Genomic DNA, 20,195 nt, shown 5'->3' on the forward strand with positions numbered 1-20,195 from the left:
GCTGACAGCGTTGGGCATGACGGCATGCAACTATTCAAGCGCAGTAGAACAGGGTCGATAGTAAGAAACTTGAGAGGGCACCATGGACTGGATACATGAGGTTTTTCATAAGTCACCCGAGGTCGCGCTGTTCTTGTCGTTGGCAATCGGGTATCTCATTGGTCAGATCAATTTTGGCAAATTCCAACTTGGCGGCGTGGGCGGGTCGCTGCTTGCAGCTGTTGTGATCAGCCAAGCGGGCGTGCAGATCGACAACGGCGTGAAATCTATTATGTTCGCCGTCTTCATCTATGCGGTGGGCTATGACTCCGGGCCACAATTTTTCAATTCGCTTAACCGCAAGAGCTTGCGGGAGATCGCGATGGCGGTGTTTCTCGCCGTGTCGGCCCTGGTAAGCGTGCTTGTATGCGCCAAAATCTTCGGTCTGAACAAGGGGTTGGCCGCGGGTCTCGCGGGCGGTGCGCTCACACAGTCGGCAATCATCGGCACGGCCGGCGATGCGATCGCCCGACTGGGTTTGCCGGCCGACCAGACGAAGCTGCTGCAATCGGATGTTGCGATAGCGTATGCGGTGACTTACGTATTTGGATCGTTGGGCTCGATCATCGTATGCGTGAACATCTTGCCGAAATTTATGGGGCAGAGTCTTAGGGACGCGTCGATCGAAGCGGAGAAGACCCTGTCGGGCGGGACCGCCTCAGCGGGTCCCGGGCAAACGGCAGCACTTCCTGTGTTGGTGGGTCGCGTGTTTCGCGTGGTCGCCGCGGCGGGTTCTACGGTAGCCGAGATCGAAATCCGCGAGCAAGACATGATCGCCATCGAACGGATCCGTCGCGCAGGCAAGCTCATCGACCTGCGGCCCGATGTGATGTTGCTTGCCGGCGATGTCGTACTCGTGGTCGGCCGTCGCGAAGCGATGGTCGCGACGGCGCCGCAGATCGGAGAGGAGGTGGTGGACACCGATGGCGTCAGTGTTGTGATGCAGACCCGGCAGGGCGTCTTCACGAAGAAGGGCATGAACCACACCACGATCGCGGCAGTGCGGACCACGGTCGATCGCGATCTGCGTCATGGCATCTTCATTCAGAGTATCAAGCGCGCCGACCAGCCGCTGCCTATCTTGCCCGAGACGACACTCGAACACGGTGACGTGATCACGTTTTACGGATCGCCGCAAGATACCAAGCGCGCTGTCGATGCCGCGGGATATGAGCTGCCCTACACCAACAAGACCGACTTCATCTACATGGGCGTGGGCATCGTGCTCGGGCTGCTGATTGGGCTCCTTGTTGCCAACGTAGGAGGGATTCCGTTGACGCTAGGGTCGGGCGGTGGTTGCCTGCTTGCGGGTTTGCTATTCGGCTGGATGCGCGGCAAGCACCCGATGTACGGCGTCATGCCATCCGCAGCCTCTCAATTGCTGAAGGATTTCGGGCTGGCCGCATTTGTCGCCGTGGTGGGTTTGAACTCAGGCTTACAGGCGGTCGTGACCGTCAAGCAAAGTGGCATGACCATTTTCCTGCTTGGCGTCGTCGTCACATTAGTCCCGTTGCTCTTGACCATGTTGTTCGGGCGCTATGTGCTGCGCTATAACAACGCCGCGCTATTGGCGGGTGCGTTATCGGGGTCCCGTAGCGCGAACCCGGCGTTCGGCGGAGTGCTCGACAAAGCGGAAAGTGCAGTACCGACAGTGCCATTTGCGATCACATATGCATTGGCGAATGTGCTCCTGACCTTGCTTGGACCGCTGGTAGTCGGGCTGGTCTAGCGGCTCCTCGATGATTGTTTTCGGCGTGCCTGCATTTCGCATTCACGCGCTTACACGGAGAAAGCAAAATGGCAAAGAAGAATGGTGAAAAGACCCCTTCGCAGATGTCGACGTTGAGTCCGTTCGAACTGAAAGACGAATTGATCAAGGCCGCGGGTGGCGCAGCTGTCGATCGACCGGCGAACGCATCGATGTTGAACGCTGGCCGTGGCAATCCGAATTTTTTGGCCACGGTACCGAGACACGGCTTCTGGCAGTTGGGGTTGTTTGCAATGCGTGAATCCGAGCGCTCATTTGCGCATATGCCGGAAGGGCTGGGCGGATTTCCGAAGCGGGAAGGGCTGGAAGAACGTTTTGAAATCTTCGCGCGCGATAACAAGGGTGTGCCCGGAGTGGATTTTCTCCGCGGAGCGTTATCGTATGTACGCGACCAGCTTGGCATTAACGGCGCGGAATTTTTGTACGAAATGTGCGAAGGCATCCTCGCATCGAATTACCCCGTCCCAGACCGGATGCTGAAATTATCGGAAGTCATTGTCGGACAGTATCTGCGCCGCGAGATGATCGGCAAGCATCCCTTCCTCGGCGAATTCGATGTGTTCGCAACCGAAGGCGGCACCGCCGCCATGACGTACATCTTCAATACCCTGCGTGAGAATCATTTGATCGCGCCGGGCGACACGATTGCGCTCGGCTCGCCCATCTTCACGCCATACATAGAGATCCCGCGCTTGAACGATTACCAGCTCAAGGTCGTTGATCTCGACGCGGATGTGGCGAAAGGATGGCAGTACTCGAAACAGGAACTCGACAAACTGCGCGACCCCAAGGTAAAGGCTTTTTTCCTCGTGAATCCGAGCAATCCGCCGTCGGTGAAGATGAATACGGAAAGCCTCGAGTACATTGCGGAGATCGTGAAAAAACGCCCGGACTTGATTCTACTCACGGATGACGTCTATGGGACTTTCGCCGACGATTTCGTTTCGCTATTTGCGCTGTGCCCGAAAAACACGATTCTCGTGTATTCCTACTCCAAGTATTTCGGCGCGACGGGCTGGCGGCTCGGAACCATCGCCATGCACCACGATAATGTGATCGATGCTCTGATCGCAAAGCTGCCGAAGGAACAACGTGAACAGTTGCACGAGCGCTATGAGTCGATCACCACCGAACCGGAAAACCTGAAATTCATCGATCGCCTAGTCGCCGATAGCCGTACCGTCGCGCTGAATCATACGGCCGGTCTCTCCACGCCGCAGCAAGTCCAGATGGTGTTGTTCTCGCTATTTGCACTGATGGACACGCCCGACGCATACAAGAAAGCCTTGAAGCGTTTGATCCGCAGCCGCAAGCAAGCGCTGTACAGGGAGATCGGCATTTCCTTTGACGATGACGATGTGAACCAGGTCGACTATTACACCATCATCGATCTCGAATTTCTCGGCGAGCGTGCGTTCGGGCGCGACTTCGTGGAGTGGCTCTTCAAAAATACGAAGCCCTCCGAGCTGCTGTTCCGTTTGGCACGGGAAGCACGCGTGGTCTTGTTGCCGGGGCGTGGCTTCGGTACGCAACATCCGTCCGGCCGTGTTTCGCTCGCGAATCTCAACGAGAGCGACTACGTACAGATCGGTCGCGCTATGCGCAAGCTTTTGGAAGAGTATGTGGAGCGCTACAACAAGGAAACCGGGAAGAAACTGGATAAACGAACCGTGATGTGACGTCCTGATTCGTCGGGCCGGTTGGGTTGAGGAGGCCATCATGGGTGAGCATAGAGTGTGCCACCTGTTGCTGGTATATCAAGGTCTGCCCCGATGTATGGCAGAGGGTGCTGGCCTAGTCGCCCGGCAGATGATCCTTGTGCTCCCTGCTGGTGAGGCGAAAGTGCCGTCCGAAAACGATTCCTTGACGGAAACAATGTCCACGCCTAATCTTTGTAAGTCATCTGTTAGTTTTCGGCTGGAGTGCGGTGGGTAAAGCTTGACTCACCCAGGCTTGACTCACCACGGCTTGACCGTAAGTCAACATCGGTACGCGGGTCAGCGTGACGACCCGGACACGCAATACATGAAGTCAAATAAAATGCATGAGGCACGCTCGACGTACGTGGCGTAGGAGATATGTGGCAAGTATCTCGTCGCGATGTTGTACGGTGGTCGTTCTGTAACCGTATGCGCGAGGAATTACGCTGTCGCTAGTCGGCCGCTTTCAAGTCGACAGCGCCTGAATTCGTGTACGGTCGCGCAAACTCCTGACGGGAGCACGGCGCATGACTATTGTTTACGCTGTCGTCGTCGCGGCTGCATGCATCGCACTGCTGATGTTGTGGAGATTTAGACGCATGCCTACTCGTCAGGCGTTAGCAAGGAGCGATGCGCCTATGAACTTGGACATCGAACTGCCGCAACCCAGGCATGAGAAGTTTCCCTTCTCAACCCATGCCGATGCGACGATCGAGCATCAGGCTCTCGGCGTGCCTTCAGAACAGGCCGGCGGCGGTGAGGTACCCAGTTCCCGCCCGTCTTTGCCGCAGACGCGGCTCTCCATTCGAGCACGTCTGGCGATACTTTCCACCGGGCGCTTGCGTCGCACTGCCTCACGCCATAGGGTGCAGCAGGGTCGCGAGGAATCGCGGCTAGCCATACCCGACGCTGCCGCGCGACCGACGAAGGACAGCGAAAAATTCCGCGACACACTTGAGTTGTTACCGTTCGCCGTTCTGATGACCGATCAGCATGGTCAGATCGCGTTAGTCAATGCGGTAACGGAAAAGCTGTTTGGCTATTCCCGAGACGAGTTGATCGGTAAGTCTGTCGACTTGCTGATGCCGGCATGGCAGGCCAACTTCCATGCTGCACGACCGGCCGACATGACTTCGTTGCCGTCGGTTCCGGCGGTCGGTAGCACGCTCGACCAGGCCGCGCGACGTGAGGATGGTACCGAGTTTCCGGCGGAAATCACCGCCAATCCCATGTCATTGGACGGCGAACCCTATACATTCACTGTTGTCATAGACCGAACCGAGCGATACGAACTACGGCGTAACCGGCAGGAGCTTGCTCATCTGACGCGCGTTTCTACTCTTGGAGAACTTGCGGGTTCGCTCGCGCACGAGTTGAATCAGCCGCTGACGGCTATTTTGAGCAACGTGCAGGCAGCGCAGCGCTTCATGGCGACGCAGCCGGTCAACCTCACCGAAGTGCGGGAGATATTGCAGGATATCGTCGCAGATAACCACCGCGCGAGTGAGGTCATCCGCAAGATTCGCGCGCTTGTCAAGAAGAGTGAATTCGAGGCCGCACCCCTCAGTCTCCTGAGTGTAGTTGGCGATGTTGCACTGCTTGTACACAGCGATGCGATCGTGCGCGGGATCCGCGTGTTGCTGAGGATATCCCCCGAATTGCCGGTTGTTCACGGCGATAGAGTGCAGGTACAGCAGGTCGTGCTGAATTTACTTCTTAACGCATTCGATGCGTTGGAGTCCCGCTCGTCGCACGATCGTGTGGTCGTCGTTGAAGCCACGCACGATAGCGCAGGAATGGTACGTGTCGCCGTGCGCGATCGCGGCATGGGCCTCGATGGCGACAAGCTCGACAAACTTTTTATGCCGTTCTTTACTTCCAAGCGCGAAGGATTGGGTCTCGGACTCTCGATCAGCCGCTCTATCGTAGAAATGCACGGCGGGCGTATTTGGGCGGAAAACAATAAGGATCAAGGCGCCACCTTCTGTTTCACGTTGCCCACCGGAGTCGCGGCGCAGCGTGCTCGTTCGAGGCACCAGCCATGAACGAGGTGACGCCAATTGTCTTCGTGGTCGACGACGACGACTCCGTGCGTCGAGCGTTGATGCGGCTGATCCGATCCGCAGGCTACGATGTCGAGGGGTTCGGATCGGCATCCGAGTTCCTTGGATCCGGTCCGCACACAGACCGTACCGCGTGTCTGATACTCGACGTGCAACTACCCGACCTCAACGGTCTGGACTTGCAGCACGAGCTCAACGCAGCAAGCGCGTTGCTGCCGATCATCTTCATCACCGGACACGGCGACATCGCGATGACCGTGCGCGCAATGAAGGCGGGTGCGACGGATTTTCTGGCCAAGCCGTTCGGAGACACCGATCTCCTGCGCGCAATAGAGACCGCGTTGCGGAACTCTTCGCAAGCAGTCACGAGTCGTATCGAACTCGATTCGATACGAGATCGTCTGTCGCGCCTCACGCCGCGCGAGCGGGAGGTGCTGGCGCTGCTCGTCCAAGGCCGGCTTAACAAGCAGGTCGCTTGCGAACTGGGTATCGCCGAAAAGACTATCAAAGTCCACCGTGCCCGCGTCATGGAAAAGATGGAAGCGCACTCGCTGGTCGAGCTCGCGCGAATCTCCGACAAGGTCGGCATCGCTCTTTCGCGCGCTCAGCACGCGGCTCGCTGAACTACGGGCGGCGCCAGAAACTGTGCCAGCTTGCGCGCGGAGATTGGACCAAAGTCCAATATCGGGCGACTCCCAACTGTAATAGTCTTAACGTAGCGTCGAATCAGGTTTCGTACTTGGGTACCTGTATGGGGAACATCCGCTATGAGCAAAGTCAAACCGTTCGTCGCAATCGTGGATGACGACGAATCGGTGAGTCGTGCCATCAAGCGACTGTTGCGTTCCACCGGACTCGCATCGGACACGTTCAAGACAGGTGACGATTTCTTAGACATGTTCGATTCCATACCGTCATATCGCCCGGCTTGCATCGTGCTGGACATACAGATGCCTGGTCTGAACGGACTCGAGGTCCAGCGCAGGCTGTCAGGCAGTGGCATTCCAATCATTTTTATCACCGCGCATGATGAACTCGGCGTTCGCGAGCAGGCCCTGGCGCTGGGTGCCGCAGCCTATCTGCGTAAGCCATTTAATGACGAGGTTTTTATCAAGGCAGTTAGTACAGCTATCAGTTCGAATATAAAAGCGTAGTCGGATCGCGACGCAGCCGAACCGATCTGAAGGCGCTATTGGACCAAAGTCCAATTGTTTTAAGCGATTCCGTATCTCATTATTTAACTGGCCCGAGAAGAATTCTAGGCGGGAGCGCATTTTACTTCGTGACGTCATTTTCTGAATGGAGCACGCATCATGATCAAGTACCTTCGGTTTATCCTCGCGATCCCGCTCTTGTTGGTCGCGGTAGCCTGTTCGACGAACCCGACTGTTGCCAATGGTGGTGACCCCGAGTTAGAGGCGGCAGCACGTCAGGCACTACAGCAATTATTCGATAGCACGCCGAAAGCAAAGGATATCCAGTACCAGGCGAAAGCCGTGGTCGTATTTCCGAGCGTCGTCAAGGCTGGGCTGTTAGTCGGTGCAGAAGGCGGAAAAGGCGTGATGTTTGCTCCGAACGGCAAGGTCATCGGGTATTACCGAATCCGCGGGGTGTCATACGGGCTGCAAGCCGGTGCACAAAGCTATTCGCAGGCGATGTTTCTTATGACCGACTCGGCAATCCAGCAGCTCACGAGTAACACCGGATTGTCCGTTGGTATGGGACCGAGCGTCGTGTTGGTGGATAAGGGAATGGCCAGGTCGATGACAACAACGACCTTGCAATCCGACGTCTATGCCTTCATTTTTGGCCAGGAGGGTTTGATGGCTGGTCTTGGCCTTCAAGGACAGAGGATTGTTAAGTTCGATGACCAATGACGTGCGCAGTTTGCCCGTGCAGCCAGCGCCGCCGATCCTGCGACGTGAATCGCTTCGGTAGTGCACGCGCAGGTTGCACGATCTGGCAACCTGCGCGCAGGCACCGGGACATCGATCGCGCGTTGCGCAGACATTGACCGCCGGTAGCCGGTAAAGAGCTCGGCCGTAGAACATTGAGGGCCCCAAGCCATGCAACGAATGCAGCGAATCGCAATGGGTTTAGCGGTATGGGCGCTGACGTTCGCGGCGGCCGCGCAGCAGCCCATTATCTATCCGGCCAGGGGGCAGAGCGCGCAGAAGCAAAATACAGACACCGCGGAATGCCAATTGTGGGCGAAGCAAACGACAGGGGTCGATCCCGTTGCGATAGCGCAGCAGGGGGCGAACCAGCCGGCAGCTCCACAGCAGCAAGGGGGCATGCTCAGGGGGGCGGCCGGCGGCGCCGCGTTGGGTGCGATGGGCGGTGCAATCGCAGGCGATGCGGGTAAGGGTGCGGCCATTGGTGCGGTTACAGGGACGGTGATCGGAGGCATGCGCCAGCGCCGCAGGAACGAGGCGGCTGCCGGCCAACAACAAGCGAACAATCAACAGGCCTCGCAGCAGATGGCGACTTTCAGCCGGGCGGTGGCCGCGTGCATGACGGGCCGGGGATACACCGTTCAGTAAAGTCGAAGGCGCAGCCAGCGGAGATGCAAGCATGATGACCAGACTAAGGCGAACAGCGTTGGCGACTGCGTTGCTCTGCTCGGCGACGGGGGTACTCGGCGCTGACTTCGACGGCAGCAAACCGCTGATATGTGCGACCGTGGACGCACACGCCTGCGACCCGGGCGAAGTCTGCCTTCACGTCTTGCCGGACAGCATCGGCATGCCGGAGTTCATGCGTATCGACTTCGCGAAGAAGGCCATCGTCGGACCCAAGCGCACGACAGAGATCCGCTATACGGACAAAAGTGCGGATCAGGTGTTGCTGCAGGGAACCGAACTCGGCTACGCATGGACCATCGCACTCGACACGGCCGACGGCTCAATGACACTGACGCTGGTGAGTCGTGACGACGCGTTCGTGGTTTTTGGCCATTGCATACCGCCATAGCGGGCTGCGTTGCCGGTCGTGCTCACGTTGTGTTCCAAGTGTCCGAGTTCCCAGTGGGAGACTCACATGGTGATGTCAGCTTCGCGGATCGAGAACGTCGATGCCAACTGCGCGTGCAACCGCGCCTGGTTACGGTTCGTATTTGCCGCCGCGACTTTGGTGTTGCTCGCGGCTTGCCACAAGGAAGCCACCGAGATTCCGCGGCAAGCGGTTGACGTAACGGTTATGACGGTCGAGCCGCATGATACGCCGGTCGACTTCGAATTCACCGCTCAGACAGAAAGTTCGCGCGAAGTCCAGATTCGCGCACGTGTCGACGGCTTCCTGGACAAACGGGTCTATACCGAGGGTCAACTGGTGCATACCGGGCAGACGCTCTTCCTGATGGACCCCAAACCATTCGAAGCAACGCTGCAGTCGGCCCAGGGCCAGCTAGCGCAGCAGCAAGCCCGGCTCACTGTGACGAAAGCCAATCTTGCTCGCGTGATCCCACTCGTCGCACAGAACGCACTGAGCCAGAAGGACCGTGATGACGCGATCGGCAATGAAAAGGAGGCTGAAGCCGCCGTGATCGCTGCCAAAGGCCAGGTACAGACCGCACAGCTCAATCTTAGCTATACCACGATCAAGTCTCCGCTCACGGGCTTGTCAAGCTTGGCGCAACAGCAGGATGGCAGCTACGTGACGACCGCAAATGGGCTCCTGACTACCGTGTACCAACTCGACCCGATGTGGGTGAACTTCAGCATTTCCGAGAATGAGTTATTGGCATACCGCGACCAGATCGATAAAAAGCAATTGCGGTTTCCGACGAATGACGATTTCGAGGTCACGGTCGTGCTCGCCGATGGCAGCATTTTCCCGTCTCGCGGTCACATCAACTTCACCAATCCTGCGTTCAGCGCGCAAACCGGCACCTTTCTCGTGCGGGCGTCGTTCCCCAATCCGCAAGGGAGTTTGCGCCCAGGACAGTTCGTGCGCGCACGGGTTTCCGGCGCGGTGCGTCCGAACGCAATCCTCGTGCCGCAGCGTGCGGTGTTGCAAGGTTCGAAGAGTCATTTTGTCTGGGTCGTCGACAACGACTCGAAAGGCCATCAACGCGTGGTCGAAACTGGCGAGTGGCATGGCGACGACTGGTTCATCATCGACGGGCTGAAGCCTGGTGAGCGCATAGTTGTCGATGGCGCGATTCGCGTCGTTGCCGACACGCCCTTAAAGATTACCCAGGCGCCGCCTGCAACGCCGAGTGCCACCGATGGGCGGCCGGGCGAAGCACCGACTCTGGTACAGCGTCAGCCCGACCACACTGCGACGAACTGACCGGGCGGCCGAAATGAACATTTCCCGCTTCTGCATCGATCGGCCGATTTTCGCATCGGTCATTTCGATCATCATTGTGCTCGGCGGCACGTTGTCGATGCTCAGTCTGCCGATCGCGCAGTATCCCGACATCACGCCGCCCCAGATCACGATTTCCGCCAGTTACCCCGGTGCGACCGGGGACGTGGTCGCAAACAATGTCGCCGCACCGATCGAGCAACAGGTCAACGGCGCGGACAACATGATCTACATGAACTCGTCGAGTTCATCGACGGGCAACTATACGCTCAATGTCTATTTCCAGATTGGCACCAACCCCGAGCTTGCGCAGGTCGACGTGCAAAATCGCGTGAACTTGGCGTTGCCGCAATTGCCACAATCGGTGCAGGCGCAGGGCATACAAGTGCAGAAAAAGTCGTCGGCGTTCATGATGGTCATCGCCATCTATTCGCCCACAGAACGCTACGACCCGACCTATATCGCCAACTACGCGAACATCTACGTGCTCGATGCGTTGAAGCGCGTGCCCGGCGCCAATCAGTCGAGCATTTTCGGCACGCCCGACTACGCGATGCGTATCTGGCTCAAACCTGATCGCATGGCACAACTCGGCGTCACGGCCTCCGACGTGCAGAAGGCTGTCGCCAACCAGAACCAACAGTTCGCGGTTGGCAGCATCGGCCAGTCGCCGACCGGCACCCCGGTCGAGCAGTCATTCGCGGTAACAACCACCGGCCGGCTGACCGATCCGGCGGAATTCGACAACATCATCATCCGAGCGGCGAACAATGGCGCTGCGATTGTGCGCCTCAGGGACATCGGCCGGGCCCAACTCGGTCAAAAGGACTACTCGATCCGCAGCAAGTTTCAAGGTAAGCCGGCGACGATCATCGCCGTGTATCAGCAGCCAGGCGCGAATGCGCTCGACGTGTCCAAGCAGGTGCACGCAACACTCCAGGAGATGAAAAAGTCATTTCCCGAAGGCCTGGATTACGACATCGCGATGGACACGACCGACTTCACACGCGCGTCGATCTCGGACGTCATTCATACATTCTTCGAAGCGCTCGTGCTGGTCGTGATCGTGGTCTATGTGTTCCTGCAGAGCTTTCGCGCCACGTTGATTCCGGTGCTCGCCGTGCCGGTGTCGATTCTCGGAACCTTCATGGGCATGCTCGCCCTGGGCTTTTCGATCAACATGCTGACGCTGTTCGGCATGGTGCTAGCCATCGGCATCGTGGTGGACGACGCAATCGTCGTGGTCGAAAACGTCGAGCGGAACATGAACGTCCACAAGCTGAGTCCGAAGGACGCCGCCAAACGCGCGATGGACGAGGTCTCCGGCCCGGTCGTGGCAATCGTGCTCGTGCTATGCGCGGTGTTCGTGCCGGTGGCATTTCTGGGCGGCATCACCGGACAGCTATACAAGCAGTTCGCCATCACCATTGCGATCTCGGTGGTGTTCTCGGGGCTGGTTGCGCTTACGCTCTCACCGGCGCTGGCAGCCTTGCTGCTGAAACCTGGACACCATGAAAAAAAGGGCTTCTTCAGATGGTTCGATAACGCGTTCGGACGGATGACTGCGGGCTACACGCGCATGGTAAAGCTGGTCATCAAGCGCTTTGTGGTGGCCTTGTTGCTGTTCGCCGGGATGATCGCGCTCGCGGTCATCATGATGAGGTCTATCCCGACGTCGTTTCTCCCGCCGGAGGACCAAGGCTACTTACTCGGTGCGGTCATCATGCCGGACGCGGCTAGCCTGGACCGCACCGGGGGAGTCTCGCAGCGCGTGACCGACTATTTCATGAAGCAGGCGGCCGTGAGCAGCGTCACGGTGGTCGACGGGTACAGTCTGCTGGACAGTCAGAACAAGAACAACGCGTCGACATTTTTTATCGGCTTCAAGAGTTTCGACGAGCGCTACAAGTTCGCCAACATCAAGACGCAGAACGCACGGGCGGTCCTGATCAAGGCGTACGAAAATTTCGCCAGCGTGCAGGAGGGGATCATCTTGCCAGTCAACCCTCCGTCGATTCCGGGGCTCGGAACGACTGGCGGTACGGAGATGTGGATACAGAGCAAAGGGGACGCCACCATTCCTCAACTCGCGGGTGTGGTGAATGACTTCCTGGCGAAAGCGAAACAGCGGCCCGAACTGGCTCGCGTCACCTCGACGTTCAATGCGTCGTCTCAGCAACTGCTGGTCAACGTGGACCGAGACAAGGCGGAAACGCTGGGGGTTCCGATCGAGGAAGTGTATGGCGCGATGCAGACCATGTTCGGCTCGCTGTATGTGTCGCAGTTCAACCGTTCGAGCCGGCTATGGCAGGTCATCCTGCAAGCGGAGCCGTCGTATCGGCTCAAGCCCCAGGACCTCGACCAGATCTTCGTGCGTGGCAAGACGGGCAGCATGGTCCCGCTCAAAGCGGTGGTGACCACGCAATTTGTCACCGGTCCCGATCTGGTGACGCGCTTCAACAATTTCCCTGCGGTCAAGATTACAGCCAACGCGGCGCCGGGCTACAGCTCGGGACAAGTCCTGTCCACGCTCCAGGAGGTCGCCGACGAGGTAATGCCACCGGGTTATGACGTCGCGTGGAGCGGCGAAGCCTACGAAGCGAGGCAGGCGGGTGGCACGTCCGGGCTCGTGTTCGTGTTCGGCCTGGTCATGGTGTTCCTGATTCTCGCCGCGCAGTACGAGAAGTGGAGTTTGCCGTTCGGCGTGCTGATGGCGGTGCCGTTCGCGCTGTTTGGCGCGTTGCTCGCCATCCTGCTTCGCGGCCTTGAAAACGACGTCTACTTCCAGATCGGCCTGACGATGCTGGTCGCGCTGGCCGCCAAGAACGCGATCTTGATCTTCGAGTTCGCGGTGCTGAACCGTGAGTCGGGGGAGTCGGTCTACGACGCCGCGATCACGGCGGCGACCGAACGGCTGCGCCCGATCGTGATGACGTCCCTCGCCTTCATCCTTGGCTGTGTGCCGCTCGCCATCGCGCTCGGTGCGTCGGCGAACAGCCGCCATTCGATCGGCACAGGTGTCATTGGGGGCATGCTTGGCGCCACGGCGATTGCGGTGTTCTTTATCCCGATGTTCTTCTATGTGCTCGAAACGATGTCGGAGAAGCGCAGCGGCGGCAAGAAGACCCCGGGTCCGACGGCGAGCCCGCCGGATGCAGGGTCACCGGGCTCCGCGAGTTCGGGTTCAGGCTCAGGCGCGCCGACGGTCACGCCGTCTGCCAGACACGAGGGCGACTGACATGCGTACCTCCGCTCTTACGCTGCTGGCTTTGCTTACGCTTGGCGGCTGCCTGCTCGGGCCGAATTACCAGCGCCCCGTCGTCGATACACCGCCTGCATTTCGCTTTGCCGAGTCGGATGTGAAAGATCTCGTCAATACAGCGTGGTGGGAACAGTTTCAGGATCCGGCGTTGAACGAGCTGATTGCCACGGCTTTGGCACAGAACAAGGATGTCAAGATTGCGGCTGCGCGCGTCGAACAATTTCTCGGGCAGTTCGTGACCACGCGTTCGCAATTGTTTCCGCAGGTAGCCGCCGGACTCGACGGGCAACGGGAACGCGTGCCGCTCGGCACAGTTGGATTACCGACGGGCGTCGGCCCCGTGTTCAACCAGTTCCAGGCGACGCTCTCAGGCTCCTGGGAGATCGATTTCTTCGGCAAGCTGCGCCGCCAGACGGAAGCGGCGCGTGCGAACCTGCTCGCAAGCGAAGAGGGCCGTCGCGCAACTATCCTGACGCTGGTCGCCGCGGTGGCGACGTCGTATGTGAACCTGCTGTCGCTCGATCGGCAACTCGATATCGCGAAGTCCACGGCCGCGAGCCGCGCGGCTTCCGTCCATGTGTTCCAGTTGCGCTTCTCGGGCGGCGAAATGTCGCAGGTGGAACTGGCGCAGAGCCAGTCGGAATACCAGGAGTCGCTCGCAACGATTCCCCAGCTCGAGCTGCAGATTGCCCAGCAAGAGGACGCCCTGTCGATCCTGCTCGGGGAGAACCCCGAGCCGATCGTGCGCGACCGCGAGCTGGACGATCTCGCGACGCCTGCCGTGCCTGCAGGCTTGCCGTCTGAATTGCTCACGCGCCGTCCCGACCTGCGCCAGGCGGAGCAAAACCTGATCGCCGCCAACGCGTTGATCGGCGCCGCGCGCGCGCTCTATTTTCCGTCGATCTCTCTGACCGGCTTGTTCGGCTCCGCGAGCGGACAGTTCTCATCGCTCTTCACCGGCCCCGCGCGCGTGTGGTCCTATGCCGGCGCCGTGACGTTGCCGATCTTCACGGCGGGCAGCATTTCCGGTCAAGTGACGCAGGCCGAAGCGCAACAGCAACAAGCGCTGTTCGAGTATCAAAAGGCAATTCAGGCCGCATTCCAGCAAGTGGCCGACGCACTCGTATCGCTGCAAAAAACGCGTGAGCAGCTCGTGGCGCAGGGCAATCAGGTCGATGCGTTACGTACGTATTCGCGCCTGGCCAGACTGCGGTACGAGGGCGGCTATACGAGCTACATCGAGGTGCTCGATGCCGAACGCAGCCTCTTCAACGCTCAGCTAACCTACGCGCAGGCACAGGGCACGGTTTTCACCTCGACCATCAGCCTCTACCAGGCGATGGGCGGTGGCTGGGTGACCGACGCCGAACATATGACCTCGACCACCTACGGCGAGGGTGGCGCAGTGGTGAATCCGGGCGCGTCTGCAGGTGGAACGAAAGGTCCGTCACAATGAGTTCGAACCGTCTGATTGCCTGCCACGAATGCGACCTGCTGCAGCGCGAAACGGTGCTGGCCAAGGGGGGGAGCGCGCGCTGCCGGCGTTGCGGCGCGATACTCTATCGCAGCATGCCTGCCAGCGTCGACCGGGCGCTCGCCCTGACGCTAGCGGGAATGGTTTTGTTCGTGGTGGCGAATGCTTTCCCGATCGTCGGGCTCTCGGTGAACGGCGATCTTGTCGAGACCACGCTGTTGGGCGCGGTTCGCACGTTGTATCGCGACGGCATGTGGCCGATCGCGGGTCTCGTGTTCGCCACGACCTTGTTGATGCCGCTATTGGACATGGCGGCGGTGGCGTATTTGCTTGTGCCGCTGCGCATGGGACGTATCCCTCGCCGGCCGGAGATCGTGCTGCGCATGGTGCACTGGGTGACCCCGTGGGGCATGATCGAAGTGCTGATCCTTGGTATGTTGGTCGCACTCGTCAAGCTCGCACATATCGCAAGCGTGGTCCCCGGTATTGCCATGTGGGCGTTTGGTGCCGTGATGCTGGTGCTTGCCGCGGCCGCCGCGGCTTTCGATCCTCACGAGATCTGGGCGCGCATCGACGTCGCGCGAGGCCTGGCGCCCGCCCGACCCCGGCAGATCAGTGCCTCGGCTCCGACAGCCGCACGTGCGGGTCTTTTCGTCTGCCACGATTGCGGCCTGTTGTCGAAGCCGGCGGCACATGCCCATGACGGACACTGCCCGCGTTGCGGCGCACATCTGCACTTTCGCAAGCCCAGCAGCATTGCGCGGACCTGGGCGTTCGTGATTGCCGCCGTAATCCTCTACATCCCCGCCAACGCGCTGCCCGTGATGGATACGAGTTCGCTGTTCGGCGCGCAAACGGACACGATCCTGAGCGGCGTGGTCTATCTATGGACGTCGGGGTCATGGCCGCTCGCGGTGATTGTTTTTATCGCGAGCATCGCAGTGCCGATGCTGAAGATCATCGCGCTGACGTTCCTGGTCTTGACCGCGCAGCTACGCTGGCGCTGGCTACCCGAGAAACGGACACGGATCTACCGGGTGGTGGAATTCGTGGGGCGCTGGTCGATGCTTGATATCTACGTCATCACGATACTGGTCGCGCTCGTGCAGTTCAATGCGCTCGCGACGATCAGGGCTGGCCCCGGCGCGATCGCGTTTGGCGCGGTAGTCGTGCTGACGATGTTTGCCGCGATGTCATTCGATCCGCGCCTCATCTGGGACGCAGTGGAGGGGAATCATGGATAAGCCGCCCGGGCAACGCGACGCGCCCGATGCCCCCGATTTCCCCGACGCGATAGGCGCGCGGCGCTCGCGCTGGCGCGTGCAGGTCGTCTGGCTGGTGCCGCTTGTCGCGGTATTGATCGGTGGCTGGCTCGCGGTGCAGGCGATCCTGGAAAAAGGGCCCACCATCACCATTAGCTTCGTGACTGGTGAAGGCCTGGAGGCGGGCAAGACCAAGATCAAATTCAAGAACGTGGACGTCGGGGTAATCGAAAAGGTCGTCGTTTCAAGCGATCACAAACGCGTCGTGGCCACCGCCGAAATGTCTCGCGACGCTTCGAGCATGCTGGTCGACGATACCCGCTTCTGGGTCGTGCGCCCGCGCATTTCCGGCGGGACCGTCTCGGGCCTGGGCACGTTGCTCTCGGGCTCGTTTGTCGGCGTGGACATTGGCAGCAAGACCAGTGCGCGGCGCGATTTCGTCGGGCTGGAATCTCCACCTGTGTTTGCGGCCGGCGTTCCCGGGCGAGAGTTCGTGCTCAAGAGCGCCGACCTGGGTTCGCTCGACATCGGCTCGCCCGTGTTTTTCCGGCGGCTGCAGGTTGGCCAGGTGACATCGTATGAGCTCGATCCCGACGGAAAGGGCATGACACTGCATATCTTCGTCAATGCGCCCTACGATAACTACGTGAAGGAAGGCGTTCGCTTCTGGCACGCGAGTGGTATCGACGTTTCGCTGGAGACGAGCGGTGTGAAGATCAACACCGAATCGCTGGTGTCGATCCTCATCGGCGGGCTCGCGTTCGAGAGTCCACCCGATATGCTGGCCACTACCGAGGCTGCTGCACAAAGCGAGTTCGAGCTTTTCCGCGATCGTGACGAGGCGATGAAACGGCATGACAACATCGTCGACACTTATGTGCTGAATTTCACGGAGTCGGTGCGTGGGCTGTTGGTCGGTGCGCCAGTCGATTTCCGCGGCATTGTGGTCGGGGAAGTGGCCGCAATCTATACACATTACGACCCAGTCACAAAGGAATTTACCATTCCGGTCGAGGTGCGCATTTTTCCGGAGCGCTTCACGTCGCGCTATGCGTCGGGTGCGAAGGGCGGCCGGATTGCACGGGACGAGGATCGCAAAACGTTCAGCGACTATCTCGTTGCACATGGATTGCGCGCGCAGTTGAAAACCGCGAGCCTGCTGACGGGGCAACTCTATGTCGCCGTGGATTTCTTCCCCGCGGCTCCGAAGGCCAAGGTGGACTGGACCTCGAATCCGCCGGAATTGCCCACCGTGCCGGGCAACCTGCAAGGGCTGCAAGATTCAATCACCAGCCTTGTCGCGAAGCTGAACAAGATTCCGTTCGAAGGCATCGGCAGCGATTTGCGCACGACCCTGCATGATGCGGATGCGCTCCTTAAGACGCTCGATACCGAAGTGGCGCCGGAGGCCCGCAGCACGCTGGCCGCCGCGCGCGCCACACTCGACTCGGCCAACGGCGCGTTGCAGCCCGACTCTGCGTTGGCGCAGAGCACCGTCGACACGATGCGCGAATTGTCGCGTACGGCGGCGTCGTTGCGCGCGCTGGCCGACTATCTTGAACGCCATCCCGAAGCGCTGCTTCGCGGCAAGACGGAGGATAAACCGTGATGCGCTCTCTCTTGTTGATGCCCGTGGTGCTAACGCTGGCGCTCGTCGGCGGCTGCGGGAGCTCTCCTACCGCAAGCTTTTACACCCTCAGTCCTGTGCGCCCGCAGGAACACGTGGATACCGGCACGCCGGTCGCCATCACGATCGGCATTGTGACGGTGCCGGAGATTGTCGACCGCCCGCAATTGGTGTTACGGGTCGACGCGAATCAGGTCGCGCTCGCGGAGTTCGACCGCTGGGCGGATCCGCTGAAGAGCCAGATCCGGCGGGTGATCGCCGCTGACCTCGCGCTGCAATTCCCGGGCGCGCTCGTTTCCGGCTATTCGCAAAGTGTGGACCCTGCATCAACTTACCTGGTGTCGATCGATGTCCAAAGCTTCGAGTCTGCGCCCGGCGACGCGGCCTCTATCACGGTATTGTGGTCAGTGCGGCCGCCGAAGCTGGGCGCACCGATGAGCGGTCGGACCGTCGTGCGCGAGCCAACCGGCGGTGCAGGCGACGAGGCGCTCGTCGCCGCGCATAGCCGGGCCTTGGCGGCCGTCAGCCGCGACATCGCTGCCGCGCTGCGCTCGACACTTCGGCAATGACACGGCACAGCGCGGGTGAGCGGGGCCGTCTTGACCGGCGACTGAAAGGGGGCAGCGGTGGAGCGCGACGCATGAGCGCCGTGAAGACTCGCTGCGTCACGTCTGCTTCGTACCCGACCCACCACTCGTGACTTGCAGTGATATCAATCGCGCAAGCACGATCGCCGGATAAAGCTGGCCGATCAGCGCCTCCATAATTGCCAGCGACCTCGCCGATTGGGCGACGGGGGTGATGTCCCCATAGCCCAGGGTGGTAAGTGTGACAAAGCTGAAGTAGACCCAAATTGAGCGATCCGACGGGCCGCCATCATGCGCGATTCCGGCATAAGCGCCAGGTACGTGGATGCTGACTAGTTGATAGGCCTCCGCCCAGACGACCCCAATCAATATGTAAAGTGCGATCGCTCCCAAGATCCGGTCGAATGTCACCGCACCGCCGCCGAACACCTTGGTCCCGAGGACCGCACAAAGAATTCCGAGGGAAAAGATCGTTGTGCCGTCAAGCAGCCCGAGTGTCTTTTCCGGCGCGATAAACGATCGTGTCCAGTGCGCCACGATCGCCAAGCTGGCGATCAGCGCGATCGCCACGAATTGCGGGCGGTGCTCCCATGCCGTCGCCGCACCGCTAAGCAGGATCAGTGACAGAAGCACGTCTCGCACAATTTGCGCCGAGATGCCGTCTGGAGCAACCATAAAAGGTACGACAAAGATGTTAATCAGGAGTAGGAATAGCAGGACAGCCATGCTGCCGATGCGCTGCTGCACCGTGCGATCATGCCAGCGTCGTAGGTGTGCCATCGCCGCTCCCCGTCTGGTTTATCGGCCCGTTTGTTGCCCCTGTCCGAGTATCGCCCCGGAGGTCCAAGTGCGGCGCACGAAGAACGCGACCTCACAGATCCTGTCGCTTATTTGTCTCCCAAGTGTATACCGCTCAACCCTGGGCTTGTCATGTTCCTACGAGTCCTTTAGCCGACCGCTGTTATCGAGCAACGACCGGGTCATTTTGTAGGAGCCCTGGGAGCCTGACCTCGAAGCACGACTCGTGCGAGAACACCGACATGGTGCCGGCGCGGGCTCTATGGCCCGCGCCTGATGCACTAGGCTTTCAGAAGCTTAAGCAGCTCTTTGGCAGCCGGACCCGACGAGGCCGGGTTTTGGCCGGTGATTAGAAGGCCGTCGACTAGGGTGAATACACCCCAATCGGCGCCTTTTTCGTAGTGGGCGCCCAGGCGCTTGAGATCGTCCTCAACGAGAAAAGGGCACGACCTTGGTCAGGCCTACGGCTTCCTCCTCGGAATTGGCAAAGCCGGTGACACGCTTACCCTTGACGATGGGCTGTCCCTGATAGGTCACTTTTTGCAGAACGCCAGGGGCATGACAGACGGCGGCAACCGGCTTGCCGGCGTTGTAGAAACTCTCGATCAGATCGATCGAGTTTTTGTCATTGACCAGATCCCACAAAGGGCCGTGGCCGCCGGGATAGAAAACCGTATCGTAGTCTTGCGCCTTGACTTCGGCGAGCTTGACGGTATTGGCCAAGACCTTCTGCGTTGCCGGGTCTTTCTTGAAGCGTTCCATCGTCTCGGTCTGGTTGCCTGGCTCGTCGCTCTTGGGATCGATCGGCGGCTGGCCACCCTTGGGTGATGCCAAGGTAACCTCGGCCCCTGCATCCTTGAACGCGTAGTAGGGGGCAGTGAACTCTTCGAGCCAGAAGCCGGTTGGCTTTCCGGTATCTCCAAGCTTGTTGTGCGAAGTCAAAACCATCAAGATTTTCATCGTCGGTCTCCGGTGAGGCGAATGCCTAAACGCGGTATCGCCCGGGGGTAACGCTCAAAGTGGGTGTCGTCGTTCAACTGGGTTTTTTGGGTCCTCGCCTCGCTGAGGAAATAACGTGCGTAGGCATAGAGGCCGGGACTGCCGGTCATGATGAGAAGGACGTTGTTGCCACCGCAGTCAAAACAACTGTAGCAGCTAAAGTTCTCACATGCGAGGACTGACTGTGTTCGGTCCGGTTATCTTTTCATCTATGTGGCGCAGCGCCATGTGCCAGACTCCATCCCATCACGACGCTGCGCATTCTTACCAAGGCGGATAATTTACGGCACATCGATTTACGACAC

15 protein-coding genes and 1 pseudogene are annotated in these 20,195 nt (G+C 59.6%); 14 read left to right on the forward strand and 2 right to left on the reverse strand.

Going from position 1 to position 20,195, the window contains the following annotated elements; genetic code table 11:
* Positions 1 to 82 precede the first annotated feature (82 nt).
* From aspT to GSQ77_RS09295, 14 genes are all read left to right on the forward strand, one after another.
* Entirely contained in the window at positions 83 to 1,768 is a 1,686-nt protein-coding gene (gene aspT, locus GSQ77_RS09230) for an aspartate-alanine antiporter (RefSeq protein ID WP_158901291.1), read from the forward strand.
* A 68-nt stretch (positions 1,769 to 1,836) separates the two neighbouring features.
* Complete coding sequence (locus GSQ77_RS09235; protein WP_158901293.1) at positions 1,837 to 3,486, forward strand: bifunctional aspartate transaminase/aspartate 4-decarboxylase; 1,650 nt, start codon at positions 1,837 to 1,839, stop codon at positions 3,484 to 3,486.
* A 659-nt stretch (positions 3,487 to 4,145) separates the two neighbouring features.
* Positions 4,146 to 5,552 (forward strand): ATP-binding protein, encoded by a 1,407-nt coding sequence (locus tag GSQ77_RS09240; protein WP_158901295.1) that lies wholly within the window; start codon positions 4,146 to 4,148, stop codon positions 5,550 to 5,552.
* Positions 5,549 to 6,193: a response regulator transcription factor gene (locus GSQ77_RS09245; protein WP_158901297.1), complete on the forward strand. Its 645-nt coding sequence runs from the start codon at positions 5,549 to 5,551 to the stop codon at positions 6,191 to 6,193. Before GSQ77_RS09240 ends, GSQ77_RS09245 begins: the two co-directional genes overlap by 4 nt.
* A 144-nt stretch (positions 6,194 to 6,337) precedes the next feature.
* On the forward strand, positions 6,338 to 6,724 hold the full coding sequence (locus tag GSQ77_RS09250; RefSeq protein ID WP_158901299.1) for a response regulator transcription factor: 387 nt from the start codon (positions 6,338 to 6,340) through the stop codon (positions 6,722 to 6,724).
* A gap of 159 nt (positions 6,725 to 6,883) precedes the next feature.
* Positions 6,884 to 7,447 (forward strand): YSC84-related protein, encoded by a 564-nt coding sequence (locus GSQ77_RS09255; RefSeq protein WP_158901301.1) that lies wholly within the window; start codon positions 6,884 to 6,886, stop codon positions 7,445 to 7,447.
* 189 nt (positions 7,448 to 7,636) lie between these two features.
* Positions 7,637 to 8,113, forward strand: coding sequence for a YMGG-like glycine zipper-containing protein (locus tag GSQ77_RS09260; protein ID WP_158901303.1), 477 nt, complete (start codon positions 7,637 to 7,639; stop codon positions 8,111 to 8,113).
* 31 nt (positions 8,114 to 8,144) lie between these two features.
* The gene (locus GSQ77_RS09265) at positions 8,145 to 8,543 is read left to right on the forward strand and encodes a hypothetical protein (RefSeq protein WP_158901305.1); all 399 of its coding nucleotides are present in this window, start codon (positions 8,145 to 8,147) and stop codon (positions 8,541 to 8,543) included.
* Between the two features lie 72 nt (positions 8,544 to 8,615).
* Positions 8,616 to 9,863, forward strand: a complete 1,248-nt coding sequence (locus tag GSQ77_RS09270) for an efflux RND transporter periplasmic adaptor subunit (RefSeq protein WP_254067588.1) — start codon at positions 8,616 to 8,618, stop codon at positions 9,861 to 9,863.
* A gap of 13 nt (positions 9,864 to 9,876) precedes the next feature.
* A complete protein-coding gene (locus tag GSQ77_RS09275; RefSeq protein WP_158901309.1) occupies positions 9,877 to 13,119 on the forward strand; it encodes an efflux RND transporter permease subunit in 3,243 nt (1,080 codons plus the stop codon).
* Between the two features lies 1 nt (position 13,120).
* Positions 13,121 to 14,599: an efflux transporter outer membrane subunit gene (locus tag GSQ77_RS09280; protein ID WP_158901311.1), complete on the forward strand. Its 1,479-nt coding sequence runs from the start codon at positions 13,121 to 13,123 to the stop codon at positions 14,597 to 14,599.
* Positions 14,596 to 15,861, forward strand: coding sequence for a paraquat-inducible protein A (locus GSQ77_RS09285; RefSeq protein WP_158901313.1), 1,266 nt, complete (start codon positions 14,596 to 14,598; stop codon positions 15,859 to 15,861). Before GSQ77_RS09280 ends, GSQ77_RS09285 begins: the two co-directional genes overlap by 4 nt.
* Entirely contained in the window at positions 15,854 to 17,488 is a 1,635-nt protein-coding gene (locus tag GSQ77_RS09290; protein WP_158901315.1) for an intermembrane transport protein PqiB, read from the forward strand. Before GSQ77_RS09285 ends, GSQ77_RS09290 begins: the two co-directional genes overlap by 8 nt.
* Positions 17,488 to 18,075, forward strand: coding sequence for a membrane integrity-associated transporter subunit PqiC (locus GSQ77_RS09295; protein WP_174246418.1), 588 nt, complete (start codon positions 17,488 to 17,490; stop codon positions 18,073 to 18,075). Before GSQ77_RS09290 ends, GSQ77_RS09295 begins: the two co-directional genes overlap by 1 nt.
* Positions 18,076 to 18,171: 96 nt before the next feature.
* Here GSQ77_RS09295 and GSQ77_RS09300 read toward each other — a convergent pair whose 3' ends face one another.
* Both GSQ77_RS09300 and GSQ77_RS09305 read right to left on the reverse strand, forming a co-directional pair.
* A complete protein-coding gene (locus GSQ77_RS09300; protein WP_254067534.1) occupies positions 18,172 to 18,840 on the reverse strand; it encodes a potassium channel family protein in 669 nt (222 codons plus the stop codon).
* Positions 18,841 to 19,172: 332 nt separating this feature from the next.
* Positions 19,173 to 19,851 (reverse strand): annotated as a pseudogene (locus GSQ77_RS09305) (type 1 glutamine amidotransferase domain-containing protein).
* Between the last annotated feature and the right edge of the window lie 344 nt (positions 19,852 to 20,195).

It is taken from the genome of Burkholderia sp. L27(2015) (assembly GCF_009765705.1).
Lineage (GTDB): Bacteria > Pseudomonadota > Gammaproteobacteria > Burkholderiales > Burkholderiaceae > LMUX01.

Excerpts from the sequence above, each read along its gene's own strand:
- aspT (WP_158901291.1), top strand. The coding sequence starts at position 83 with ATGGACTGGATACATGAGGTTTTTCATAAGTCACCCGAGGTCGCGCTG.
- GSQ77_RS09235 (WP_158901293.1), top strand. The coding sequence starts at position 1,837 with ATGGCAAAGAAGAATGGTGAAAAGACCCCTTCGCAGATGTCGACGTTG.
- GSQ77_RS09240 (WP_158901295.1), top strand. The coding sequence starts at position 4,146 with ATGAACTTGGACATCGAACTGCCGCAACCCAGGCATGAGAAGTTTCCC.
- GSQ77_RS09245 (WP_158901297.1), top strand. The coding sequence starts at position 5,549 with ATGAACGAGGTGACGCCAATTGTCTTCGTGGTCGACGACGACGACTCC.
- GSQ77_RS09250 (WP_158901299.1), top strand. The coding sequence starts at position 6,338 with ATGAGCAAAGTCAAACCGTTCGTCGCAATCGTGGATGACGACGAATCG.
- GSQ77_RS09255 (WP_158901301.1), top strand. The coding sequence starts at position 6,884 with ATGATCAAGTACCTTCGGTTTATCCTCGCGATCCCGCTCTTGTTGGTC.
- GSQ77_RS09260 (WP_158901303.1), top strand. The coding sequence starts at position 7,637 with ATGCAACGAATGCAGCGAATCGCAATGGGTTTAGCGGTATGGGCGCTG.
- GSQ77_RS09265 (WP_158901305.1), top strand. The coding sequence starts at position 8,145 with ATGATGACCAGACTAAGGCGAACAGCGTTGGCGACTGCGTTGCTCTGC.
- GSQ77_RS09270 (WP_254067588.1), top strand. The coding sequence starts at position 8,616 with ATGTCAGCTTCGCGGATCGAGAACGTCGATGCCAACTGCGCGTGCAAC.
- GSQ77_RS09275 (WP_158901309.1), top strand. The coding sequence starts at position 9,877 with ATGAACATTTCCCGCTTCTGCATCGATCGGCCGATTTTCGCATCGGTC.
- GSQ77_RS09280 (WP_158901311.1), top strand. The coding sequence starts at position 13,121 with ATGCGTACCTCCGCTCTTACGCTGCTGGCTTTGCTTACGCTTGGCGGC.
- GSQ77_RS09285 (WP_158901313.1), top strand. The coding sequence starts at position 14,596 with ATGAGTTCGAACCGTCTGATTGCCTGCCACGAATGCGACCTGCTGCAG.
- GSQ77_RS09290 (WP_158901315.1), top strand. The coding sequence starts at position 15,854 with ATGGATAAGCCGCCCGGGCAACGCGACGCGCCCGATGCCCCCGATTTC.
- GSQ77_RS09295 (WP_174246418.1), top strand. The coding sequence starts at position 17,488 with ATGCGCTCTCTCTTGTTGATGCCCGTGGTGCTAACGCTGGCGCTCGTC.